Source organism: Streptomyces aurantiogriseus (assembly GCF_014649375.1).
GTDB classification, from domain to species: Bacteria; Actinomycetota; Actinomycetes; order Streptomycetales; family Streptomycetaceae; genus Streptomyces; species Streptomyces aurantiogriseus.
Genome location: NZ_BMSX01000037.1, coordinates 56,992 through 67,957 on the forward strand (window position 1 = coordinate 56,992; position 10,966 = coordinate 67,957).

Genomic DNA, 10,966 nt, shown 5'->3' on the forward strand with positions numbered 1-10,966 from the left:
GACGTGACCCGGCTGTCCCATCTCGACACCGTTCGGGGGCTGCTCACCCTTCAGGACCCGAAGCAGTTCCTCTTCTTCACCCGTACCACCAATGGGCGTCGGGCCGGGAAGGAGTTCCTGGCCCGCCTGAAGGAGCGCAGCCAGGGCAGGGACAAGGCGATCTCTCTCACGTCGTACGGCGCTCAGCTCAAGGCCATTCGCCGTTGGGGGCTGGAGCAGCCCCACGACCTCTCGGTCATCCATCAGCCGGTGCTCGTCGCAAACGGCGAGAGCGACAGGATGGTTCCGACCCAGAACTCGGTCGACCTGGCGCGGCGAGTGCCGAACGGCGAGTTGGTCCTCTACCCCGACGCCGGCCATGGCGGCATCTTCCAGTTCCACGGGCAGTTCGTGGAGACGGCTCTCGAGTTCCTCGAGCGGTAAAAGGCGTGCGGTGCGGTCGTAGTCTGGGCCGAGGGTGGTGCCTCAGGGCCGTGGCGCCCTTGGGTGAGCGGCTCGAGGCACCCGTTCACTGACGCGACCTTGCCTTCCGCCTCACCCCATGAACGCGAGAGCGTTCTCGATCCCCAGCTCAAGGACCTCATCGGCGCGCTTCTGGTCGGACAGGGCGCGGGACAGCTGCAATGTCCCCACCAGCATGGTGAACAGCCCGATGGCCTTGGCCTGAGCGGACCGCGGGTCCTCGGGTATCAGGCGGGCGGAGATCTCCTCCAGGATGGCCCGCGCGCCGTCGCTGTAGGCCTGCCTGGTCCCGTCCTCGCAGCGGCCGATCTCGTCGAGAAGGGCGGCGGAGGGGCATCCGAGGCCGGGGTGGTCCCGGTGCTCGGGGGACAGGTACTCGCGAATGAGGTCCTCGAGTCCCGGGCGGCCGGGTCGCAGGGTGCCGTACCTCGCGACCTGCGTGTGCAGTTCCTCGGCCACGACATGGGCGACGAGGTCGTCCTTGGACGCGAAGTGGGCGTAGAAGGCTCCGTTGGTGAGCCCCGCGTCCGCCATCAGCGTGGAGATGCCCGAGCCGTCGATGCCGTCCTGCTTGAACCGGTGGCCGGCCTTCTCGATGATGCGTCGCCGCGTCACCTGCTTGTGCTCCTTGGCGTAGCGCACCACGAGCTTCCTCCGTTCGCTCCGTAAGGCCGATGCTTTGCACTCAAGGGTAATCCATGGCCTGACGCGCGTAATATCATGACCGGCGTGCCCATGTCCGGCGTCCGCATGACCGGCGTGCTCACGACCGGATGCGGGCACCGGGTCCGAGTCGGGCGGTGACTTCCGCGGCGGTAAGGGTGGAGTGCTCCGCGGAACACTCGACGATGACGCGGACCGGGGCGTCGCAGTCGGTGTGACGGATGTCCAGCACGGGCCCCTCGGGGCCGAGGGCGTACGCCTCGCCCCACTGGCTCAGCGCCATCAGGACGGGCCACAGGTCCCAGCCCTTGCGGGTCAGGCGGTACTCGTTGCGGGAGCGGCTGCCCGGCTCCTGGTAGGGGACGGTCTTGAGGATGCCGGCCGCGATCAGCTTCCGGAGGCGGTCGCTGAGGACGGCTTCCGACAGGCCGATGTGGCGGTGGAAGTCGTCGAAGCGGCGGACTCCGTTGACGGCGTCCCGCAGGATCAGCAACGTCCATTTCTCTCCGACCGCGTCGAGCGTGCGCTGGATGGGGCAGTTCTCCGTGCTCGCCTCAAGCCACTCCATCCGGCCATCGTAGGGGCCTGGCTTCGTCATTGACAGTCAGGTGAGACGGAAGCTAGCTTCATTTTCAAAAGTCAGATGGGAAGGCGCTCGGTCGTGGGACGAACGCGTACGTATCAATGGGAAGATCCCGCGATCCTGGCGGAGGCCGCCGGACGCATGGCCGGCATCGACTTCCTGCGTGAGTTGCAGGCGGGGCGACTGCCGGGGCCGCCCATCAACTACGCCATCGACTTCACTCTGGAGGAGGTGGAGCCCGGCAGGGCGGTCTTCTCCCTGACACCGGGTGAGGAGCACTACAACCCGATCGGCAGCGTGCACGGCGGCATCTTCGCCACCCTGCTCGACTCGGCGGCTGGTTGCGCAGTCCAGTCGACCCTTCCGCAGGGCGTTGCGTACACCTCGCTCGACCTCACGGTGAAGTTCCTGCGACGGATCACCGTGGACACGGGCACGGTACGCGCCATCGGCACGGTGGTCAGCAAGGGCCGTCAAACCGCCCTGGCCCAGGCGCAGTTGGTCGACGGCACGGACCGTCTGCTCGCCCATGCCACCAGTAGCTGCATGCTCTTCCCGGTGCCTCCCTCGCAGGGGTGAGCCTCGGCGGCGACCGGTATCGGTCTGGGCCGTGATGCCGGACTCCCTCGATCTCGGCGCAGAACGCCGGGGTGTGAGGTGAAGCCGCTGCGGCGCACGCCGGTCGCGGCCCGTAACTCCTCGGGTCGCCGGCCTCCGTGCGCCGCAGCTGTGTCGAGGCGCCCGAAGGTGGTGGTTCCCTCGGGCGCCGGGCTGCTCTTCGTCAGGCGGCGTGGGTGGGGTAGTCGGTGTAGCCGGCCGCGCCGCCGCCGTAGAAGGTGGCGGGGTCAGGGGTGTTCAGGGGGGCGCCGGAGCGTACGCGCTCGACGAGGTCGGGATTGGCGAGGGCCATGGTGCCGACGGTGACGACGTCGGCCAGACCATCTTCGACGTCCTTGGCGCGGGTGGCGATGTCAGCACCGGCCCGGTTGAGGATCAGCGTGGTCGGCCACAACTTGCGGAGGGTGAAGAGGAGTTCCTCGTCGCCGCCGTGGCCGATGTGCAGGTAGGCGAGGTTGAGGGGGGCGAGGGCGCGCAGGAGGTGCGGGTAGAGCTCGTGCGGGTCGCTCTCCGCGAGGTCGTTGAGCTTGAAGGGGTTGCCGGGAGAGATCCGGATGCCGGTGCGGCCGGCGCCGATCTCGTCGGCCACGGCCGTGGCGACCTCCACCGCGAAACGGATGCGGTTGTCGAGGGAGCCCCCGTACTGATCCGTGCGCTGGTTGGCGCTGGGGAAGAGGAACTGGTTGACCAGGTAGCCGTTGGCCCCGTGGATCTCGACGCCGTCGGCGCCGGCCGCGATGGCGGCCGCGGCGGCGCGCCGGAAGTCGTCGACCGTCGCGGCGACCTCCTCGGTGGACAGTTCGCGCGGCTCCGGCATCTCCTGGAGCCCGGACGGGGTGAACGTCTGGCCGGCCGGCTTGATCGCGGAGGGGGCCACCGGCTGCCGGTGGTGGGGGGTGTTGTCCGGGTGAGAGATGCGCCCGGCGTGCATCAGCTGGATGACGATGCGTCCGTCGGCCTTGTGTACGGCGTCGGTGACCTTGCGCCAGCCGGCGATGTGTTCCTCGGTGTAGATGCCCGGGGTCACCGGGTAGCCCTGGCCGTCGGCGGAGGGCTGGGTGCCCTCGGTGATGATGAGCGCGTGCGAGGCGCGCTGGGCGTAGTACTCGGCGTTCAGCTCGGTCGGCACGCCGTCCGGGGTGGCCCTGCTGCGGGTCAGGGGGGCCATGGCCAGCCGGTGCGGCAGGGAGATCTCTCCGACGACGGTCGGGTTCCACAGGGCGTTGAGCATGGGTGATTCCTCAGGTGATGGGTGGTGGTTCCAAAAAGGGCGGGGGCGGACACCGTGTGGACGTGGACACCGGGCTCTTCTGCTTCCGGGTCCGAAGACGCACCCGCCCTGCGCCCGCCGGCCGAGTCGGAGTCGGCATCGGCCTATCAAATTACGATCGTAATACTATGCGGTCCGGTGGGCTGTGGCAAGTGGGTCCCGGCATGGGGGCACGAAGCCGCGCGGCGCAGCTCGCGCTAGAACCTCACGCCAGAGCGGATGAGAGTTCTGCAACGGAAGCTGGAATCGCCTGCTCCGCCCAGACGACCTTGCCCTCGCGGTTGTGCCGTGTGCCCCAGTGTTCGGTGGGCTGGACGAGGAGGAGCAGGCCCCGGCCGCCCTCGTCGAAGACCCGGGCACGGCGCAGGTGCGGGGCGGTGCTGCTGGCGTCGGAGTCTTCGCACGTCAGGGCGGACTGAAGGATCATCCGCAGTTTGATGGGGCTCTTGCCGTAGCGGATGGCGGTCGTCACCAGTTCGCTGACCACGAGTTCGGTGGTGAAGGCCAGTTCTTCCAGCCCTCAGGCGGTCAGTTGATCGGATGCCTGGACGCGGGCCGTGGAGACGACTGCCGGGTCGCTGGGGAGACCCCAGGTCGCGACATGATCGGCGTCAAAGGCTCCGGTGGGGCAGTCCGCCGGGCGCGCCCGCCCACCGTCAGCCAGGGAAGGCGACAGTCGATCACGGGGTGTGACCGGCGCGGCGGAGAACAGGGCGCAGGACCTCGATGACATCGGGGTCGTCCACTGTGGAGGGGATGGGTTCGTCGTGCCCGTCGGCGATGCCGCGCATCGTCTTGCGGAGGATCTTTCCCGAGCGGGTCTTGGGCAGGGCGGCTACTACCGCGACGTCCTTGAGGGAGGCGACGGCGCCGATGCGCTCGCGCACGAGCTGGACGAGTTCGGCCTCGACCTCGCCCGGTTCGCGGTCGACGTCGGCTTTCAGGACGACGAAGCCGCGCGGTACCTGCCCCTTCAGGGCGTCGGCGACGCCGATGACGGCGCATTCGGCGACGTCGGGATGGGCGGCCAGGGCCTCTTCCATGCTGCCGGTGGACAGGCGGTGTCCGGCGACGTTGATGACGTCATCGGTGCGGCCCATGACGAAGACGTAGCCGTCGTCGTCGATGTGACCGCTGTCGCCGGTCAGGTAGTAGCCGGTGTAGGCGGAGAGGTAGGAGGCGACGTACCGGTCGTCGTCCTGCCAGAGCGTGGGCAGTGCGCCGGGCGGCAGCGGGAGCCGCACGACGATCGCGCCGTCGACGCCTGCGGGCACCGGCTCGCCCGAAGCGTCGAGGACCCGGACGTCCCATCCCGGCAGCGGGCGGGTGGGAGACCCGGGCTTGAGGGGGGCCGCCTCGATGCCCACCGGGTTGGCGACGATGGGCCAGCCGGTCTCGGTCTGCCACCAGTGGTCGATCACCGGGACGCCCAGAAGATCACTCGCCCAGTGATAGGTCTCGGGGTCGAGGCGCTCGCCGGCGAGGAAGAGGTGGCGCAGGCCGGTCAGGTCGTAGCCCGCGGTGAGCGTTCCGAGCGGGTCCTCCTTGCGGATGGCCCGGAACGCGGTGGGTGCCGTGAACATGGTCCTGACCCCGTACTCGGCGGCAACGCGCCAGAACTGTCCCGCGTCCGGGGTGCCCACCGGCTTTCCCTCGTACAGCACCGTCGTCGCACCGACCAGCAATGGCGCGTAGACGATGTACGAGTGCCCGACGACCCAGCCGACATCGGAGCCGGTGAACATCGTCTCGCCCGGGCCCACGTCGTAGACGGCGCCCATCGACCAGTGGAGGGCGACCGCGTAGCCGCCGCAGTCACGCACGACTCCCTTGGGCTTTCCGGTGGTTCCGGAGGTGTAGAGGATGTAGAGGGGGTCGGTTGCGGGGACGGGAACACAGTCGGCCGACGGCGCGGCAGCCACCAGGTCGGCCCAGTCGAGATCGTGAGGCCCCAACTCGGCTTTCTCCTGCGGGCGTTGCAGGATCACGCTCTTCTCCGGCTTGTGGGCCGCGAGCTCGATCGCCTCGTCGAGCAGGGGCTTGTACGCGATGACACGCTTGCCCTCGATGCCGCAGGAGGCGGAGACGACCACCTTGGGGGCCGCGTCATCGATGCGCAGCGCGAGTTCGCGCGGGGCGAACCCGCCGAAGACGACCGAGTGCACCGCGCCGATACGTGCGCAGGCCAGCATCGCGACAACGGCCTCGGGGACCATCGGCATGTAGATCACCACACGGTCGCCGCGCCCCACACCGAGCCGCCCGAGTGCTCCCGCGAAAGCCGCCACCTCGTCCCTCAGCTGGACATAGGTGTAGGTGCGCCGGGTGTCGGTCACGGGCGAGTCATAGATGAGCGCAGCCTGTTCACCGCGGCCGGCCTCGACGTGCCGGTCGATCGCGTTGAAACAGACGTTGAGCCGCCCGTCGGGAAACCAGCGGTAGAAGGGGGCGCCCGAAGAGTCCAGGGCGCGTCGTGGGGTGACATCCCAGTCGATGCCCTCCGCCGCCTTCAGCCAGAAGCTCTCCGGGTCCTCGGTACTGGCGCGGAAGACATCCTCGTACGTTCCCATCGCGCACTCCTTTGTGGCATCAAGGGACGGTGGTGTGACTGTGTGCGGAACCGTGTCGGACACAGGCACCAAATGCCGGCCGACATGGTCGAGCAGGATGCCGACGACCGGCGGACCGGTCACCGGCATCGCGGTGGTGCGGCGGTCCGGCCGAAAGGCCGCCCCGCCCGGTGTGGCTTCAGCTCACGCGCCGAGGTGCTTGCGGAGCCACTGACCCATCCGCTGGATCGCCTCGTCCACCTCGGGTACGCGCCCCGCGCCCAGGACGAACGAGTGCTGTCCCTCGGGCAGCGGGTGGACCTCGGAGGTGACCTTGAAGTCCTTGAGGTGACGGCCCAGTTGGGCGCCGTCGTCGGCGAGGGTCTCGTACTCGCCGTAGAGGACGATCGTGGGAGGCAGGCCGGTCAGATCGGCGTTCACGAGGCTGATCTTCGGATCGGCGAAGTCCACTCCGGGCTCCTGGAGCCAGGCTCCACGGAAGAGCTCAAGAGTGTTCCTGCTGAGCATCTTGTCGTTGTCCTCGTTCTCGTCCACCGACGCGTTCTGGAGGGTGAGGTCGGTCCACGGCGAGACGCTGACGATCGCGCCCGGGGTCGCCTCCCCCTGCGCGAGCAGGCGCAGCGGGAGCATCACCGCGAGGGTGCCGCCGATCGAATGGCCCGTGCTGCCGATGTTCCGCGGCTCATAGCCCTGCGAGAGCAGCCACCGGTACGCCGTCTCGGCGTCGTCGAGCTGCGCCGGGTAAGGGTGTTCGGGCGCCAGGCGGAAGTCCACGACGAGAGAGCGGGCGCCGGCCGCCTTCGCGATATGGCCCGCAGCCTTGCGGTCCGAGTGCATCGAGGCGGTGACCGACCCGCCGAAGTGGAAGTGGAGCAGAGCCCGGTCGGGATCGGCTCCCTCGGGGATGGCCCACAGGGCGGGGACGCCGCCCGCGTCCACCTCGGCGTACGTGACGCCTTCCGGCTCGGTCGACGCCTTGTGGTTCGAGTCGACGATGTCGCGGACGATGGCCAGGTCGAGGCCCGGCGTCGAGGACTTCGCGCTCACGCTCTCGAGGAACTGGGCGAACTGCTGTGCCTCTGGGCTTGCTCCCATGGTGGTGCTCCTTCGCAGGTTGCTGCCACGCCCACGTCCCGCGTGCAGCCAGGTCGATGTGCTGGTCGTGACGCTACTGGCTGAGTATAGAAAAGTAAACTCAGGAGAGATCGGGATCACCTCTGGCTGCGGGGGCGCGGCGGCGCTGTGCGGGCGACCGAGAGTGATCAACGCTCCAGAATCTCTACCGTTGCGGATCAGCGGTCTGAGGTCCGACTGTCTTTCCTGTCAGGATCCTGTAGTGCATGTGCTCGAAATCGACCCTGGAACCTTCGGGCGAGCTGACAGTACCGAGCCACCCGAGAGCGAACGCCGCAGGCACCGAAACCAGGCCTGGGGTCTGGAACGGATACCAGTTGAAACTCGCTTCCGGCCACAACGTGAACTCGCTTCCCGAGACGATGGGCGAGAAGACCGTGAGAACGGTGCGGAGGAGTAGTCCCCCGTCGCCGGGACTGGTGCGGCGGAACGCCTGATGGTGATGCTTGAGGACGCCGGACTGCAGCCGCGTCTGTTTGCCGGGACCGTCCCGGATCCGACGACCGATTCGCTTGGCGCCGGCCTGACCGTGTTGCGGGAACACGCGGCGGACTCGCTGATTGGATTTGGTGGCGGCAGCCCGGTGGACACCGCCAAGGCCCTCGGCCTGTTGGGCGTCCAGGGCGGCCGGATGCGGGGCTACAAGGCTCCGCACATGAACCTCGGTCCGGCGCTTCCGGTGATCGCCGTCCCGACGACCGCGGGCAGCGGCTCGGAGGCCACCCAGTTCACCATCATCACCGACAGCGCCACGGACGAGAAGATGCTCTGTTCGGGACCGGCGTTCCTGCCGGTCGCCGCCGTCGTCGACTTCGAACTGACCCTGTCGATGCCGTCCCGGCTGACCGCCGGCACCGGCGTCGACGCGCTCACTCAGGCCGTCGAGGCGTACGTGAGCCGCAAGGCCAATCCGCTCTCCGACGGCCTTGCGCTGAACGCGATCCGGACCATCGGCCACTACCTCCGCCGCGTCTACGCCTACGGGGGAGACTCCGAGGCTCGCGAGGCGATGATGCTCGCCGTGACCCAGGCCGGCATCGCCTTCTCCAACGCCAGCGTGGCGCTCGTGCACGGCATGAGCCGCCCGATCGGCGCGCACTTCCACGTCGCTCATGGTCTGTCGAACGCGATGCTCTTCCCCGCGGTGACGGCGTTCTCCGTACCGGCCGCCGAGAGCCGGTACGCCGACTGCGCCCGCGCGCTCGGAGTTGCCGCCGATGGCGACGGCGATGCCCTGGCGGCCGGGAGGTTCGTGGAGGCGCTCCGCGATTTGTGCGAGGATCTTGAGGTGCCCACCCCTCGGGCCCACGGCATCGACAAGGACGAGTGGTTCCGTCTGTCGCCCCTCATGGCCGAGCAGGCGCTCGCGTCCGGATCCCCCGCCAAAACCCCGTTGTGCCCACCGTGGACGAGATCCAGGACCTCTACGCGCAGATCTACGGCTGAAGGCCGGCGAGTGAGGAACGGTGATGGCCACAACAGCCAGATCCGCGCGCGAATACGAGATGAGACACATGACTGACACCGCTGAGGGCGAGGTTCTCGCCGACGTGCACCGGGGCGTCGGCCGGATCCGTCTGAACCGACCCAAGGCGCTCAACGCCCTGACGACAGGCATGGTCGCGGCCATTGACGGTGCGCTCGCCGCATGGGAGCACACACCGCTGTCCGCTGTGGTGATCGCCAGCACCAGCATGAAGGCCTTCTGCGCCGGCGGCGACATCCGCACGATCCGCGAGCACAGCCTCGCTGGGGATGCCGAGGCCAGTGAGCGGTTCTTCGCCTCCGAGTACCGGCTCAACGCCCGGATCGCCGAGTATCCCGTGCCGGTCGTGTCGCTCATCGACGGCATGTGCATGGGCGGTGGTCTCGGTCTGTCGGTCCACGGCACCTTCCGCGTCGTCACCGAGCGTGCGGTGCTGGCGATGCCCGAGACCGGGATCGGTTTCTTCCCCGACGTCGGGGCCAGCTACTTTCTGCCGCGGCTGCCCGGCGCGATAGGCATGTACCTGGGACTGACCGGGCACCGTCTCGACGCTGCCGACGCCCTGTACACGGGGCTGGCCACGCACTTCGTCCCCACGGACAGGCTCGGTGCGGTCGGAGATGCCCTGGCAGACAACCCCGGCGCCCCGGTGGACGTCGTCCTGAACCGCCTTGCCGACCGTTCCCCGGTGGGGGAGAGCAGGCTGGCGGAGGTACGCGGGGAGATGGACTGGGCGTTCGGCGCGCCGACCCTCGGCGAGATCGAGAAACGCCTGCGTCACCTCGACACCGCCTGGGCGGCAGCCGCGTTGGTCGCCTTGGAGTCCGCCTCGCCGCAGAGCTTGGAGATCACTCACGACCTGCTGGCCCGGGGCAGACAGCAGACGTTGCGCGAGTGCCTTGACACCGAACTCACTCTCACGCGCACGACCATCCGCACGCCGGACTTCCTGGAGGGCGTCCGAGCGGCCTTGGTCGACAAGGACCGCAGTCCCACCTGGGAACGTGAGGCGCAGGGCGGACGGACGCTGCCGGCCTGAGTATTTGCGCCGTGAGCCGCATCTCAGAGCTGACCGGGGCGAGGCGGAGCTTGCCGAAATCGGCGCGTGGTTCGATCAGCTGTAACGCACTTGACCGGGTGTGCAGGGTTATGGACAGGGTTTGCGGCTGTCCGTTGTCCGCACTGCCGGACTGCCGGACAGGATGTTCTTGCCGAGTTGCGCGGCGCGGATCGCGGTGACGTGCCCGCGGTTCCGGCGCCGATGGTGACGACGCCGTAGTGCGTGCTCATGAAGTGCCCCCGTTCGGGGGAGATGGTCGGCTCGTGGAGCGAGCGGTCATGCGGCGCGGATGTGCGGCGCCAGGGTGGCGTGGATCTGGTCGCGGATGTCGGCGAGCACGGCTTCGTCGCTGCGGTGCAGGCACACGGTGGCGGTGGTGCTGATGTGGATGATCGCGGTGATCACCCGCGCCAGCGTTGCCGCGTCGGCGGCATCGATGTACTCGTTGCGGCTGAGCAGGCCGGTGATGCCGTCCTCGAGGCGGCCGGCAAGGGTCAGCCCCGCTTGCCGGTAGGGCTCGGCCGGGTCGCCGAAGACGAGTTCGCGCAGGTATGCGCGGCCGTTCTCGATGTGCTCCCTCACGCACTCCACCACGGGGCGGATGAGAGCGATGACCGGCTCCAGCGCGCCCTGTCCGACGGCGGCGTTCGCGGCGGCGAGGCCGGAATCGACGGCGGCGGCGAACTTCTCGTTCTGCACCATGATCAGCAACTCGGCCTTCGTGGACGCGTACAGGTAGAGCGTCCCGATTGCGACATCGGCCCGGCGGGCGACCTGCTGCGTCGTGACCCTGTCGACGCCGTGTTCGACGAACAGCTCGCGGGCGGCGGTCATGATGCGCTCGCGCTTGTCCTGTTTGGCCCTCTCGCGGCGCCCGATCGGCATGTGACCGCTTCCCATGGGGACCTCCCTTGACAATAATTCTGAGTGGACTCATAGTTGAGTGTACTCGGATTGGCCGAGTGGAGCGAGGTTGCGAGGTCCCCGGCGTCGCGCCGGGTTTGCCGATCCAGTCTCAGACCTGGATAAATAGGACAAGCATTAGGAGCGGCGCCCCATGAGAGCGTTCGTCGTCACCAAGTACAAGGAGCCGCTGCAGGAGGCGGAGGTCCCCGAACCC

General features: G+C 68.5%; 9 protein-coding genes and 2 pseudogenes. 4 read left to right on the forward strand and 7 right to left on the reverse strand.

Translation table 11 applies throughout. The features are described from left to right. The first annotated feature begins 3 nt into the window (after nucleotides 1-3). The gene (locus IE263_RS49255) at nucleotides 4-423 is read left to right on the forward strand and encodes an alpha/beta fold hydrolase (RefSeq protein ID WP_229911521.1); all 420 of its coding nucleotides are present in this window, start codon (nucleotides 4-6) and stop codon (nucleotides 421-423) included. Between the two features lie 111 nt (nucleotides 424-534). On the opposite strand, the gene IE263_RS44525 is transcribed toward IE263_RS49255, so the two are convergent. Both IE263_RS44525 and IE263_RS44530 read right to left on the reverse strand, forming a co-directional pair. Then, a complete protein-coding gene (locus tag IE263_RS44525; RefSeq protein ID WP_189943850.1) occupies nucleotides 535-1,107 on the reverse strand; it encodes a TetR/AcrR family transcriptional regulator in 573 nt (190 codons plus the stop codon). A gap of 118 nt (nucleotides 1,108-1,225) precedes the next feature. Further along, nucleotides 1,226-1,693, reverse strand: a complete 468-nt coding sequence (locus IE263_RS44530) for a winged helix-turn-helix transcriptional regulator (RefSeq protein ID WP_189943851.1) — start codon at nucleotides 1,691-1,693, stop codon at nucleotides 1,226-1,228. 93 nt (nucleotides 1,694-1,786) lie between these two features. Here IE263_RS44530 and IE263_RS44535 point away from each other — a divergent pair, with 93 nt between their 5' ends. Then, complete coding sequence (locus IE263_RS44535; protein WP_189943852.1) at nucleotides 1,787-2,287, forward strand: PaaI family thioesterase; 501 nt, start codon at nucleotides 1,787-1,789, stop codon at nucleotides 2,285-2,287. Nucleotides 2,288-2,489: 202 nt separating this feature from the next. Here IE263_RS44535 and IE263_RS44540 read toward each other — a convergent pair whose 3' ends face one another. The 4 genes and pseudogenes from IE263_RS44540 to IE263_RS44555 form a co-directional block, all read right to left on the reverse strand. Continuing rightward, on the reverse strand, nucleotides 2,490-3,557 hold the full coding sequence (locus IE263_RS44540) for an alkene reductase (RefSeq protein ID WP_189943853.1): 1,068 nt from the start codon (nucleotides 3,555-3,557) through the stop codon (nucleotides 2,490-2,492). Between the two features lie 244 nt (nucleotides 3,558-3,801). Beyond that, a pseudogene (locus IE263_RS44545) lies at nucleotides 3,802-4,239 on the reverse strand (ATP-binding protein); the annotation flags it as partial. Between the two features lie 37 nt (nucleotides 4,240-4,276). Beyond that, complete coding sequence (locus tag IE263_RS44550) at nucleotides 4,277-6,166, reverse strand: propionyl-CoA synthetase (protein WP_189943854.1); 1,890 nt, start codon at nucleotides 6,164-6,166, stop codon at nucleotides 4,277-4,279. A gap of 183 nt (nucleotides 6,167-6,349) precedes the next feature. Next, nucleotides 6,350-7,261: an alpha/beta hydrolase gene (locus IE263_RS44555; protein ID WP_189943855.1), complete on the reverse strand. Its 912-nt coding sequence runs from the start codon at nucleotides 7,259-7,261 to the stop codon at nucleotides 6,350-6,352. Nucleotides 7,262-7,724: 463 nt separating this feature from the next. On the opposite strand from IE263_RS44555, the pseudogene IE263_RS44560 reads away from it, so the two are divergent. Continuing rightward, a pseudogene (locus IE263_RS44560) lies at nucleotides 7,725-8,822 on the forward strand (iron-containing alcohol dehydrogenase); the annotation flags it as partial. Next, complete coding sequence (locus IE263_RS44565) at nucleotides 8,815-9,825, forward strand: enoyl-CoA hydratase/isomerase family protein (RefSeq protein ID WP_189943856.1); 1,011 nt, start codon at nucleotides 8,815-8,817, stop codon at nucleotides 9,823-9,825. The pseudogene IE263_RS44560 and the gene IE263_RS44565, both read left to right, overlap by 8 nt. A 297-nt stretch (nucleotides 9,826-10,122) precedes the next feature. Here the strand turns inward: IE263_RS44565 and IE263_RS44570 are convergent, their stop codons facing one another. After that, nucleotides 10,123-10,746 (reverse strand): TetR/AcrR family transcriptional regulator, encoded by a 624-nt coding sequence (locus IE263_RS44570; protein WP_189943857.1) that lies wholly within the window; start codon nucleotides 10,744-10,746, stop codon nucleotides 10,123-10,125. Nucleotides 10,747-10,966 lie beyond the last annotated feature (220 nt).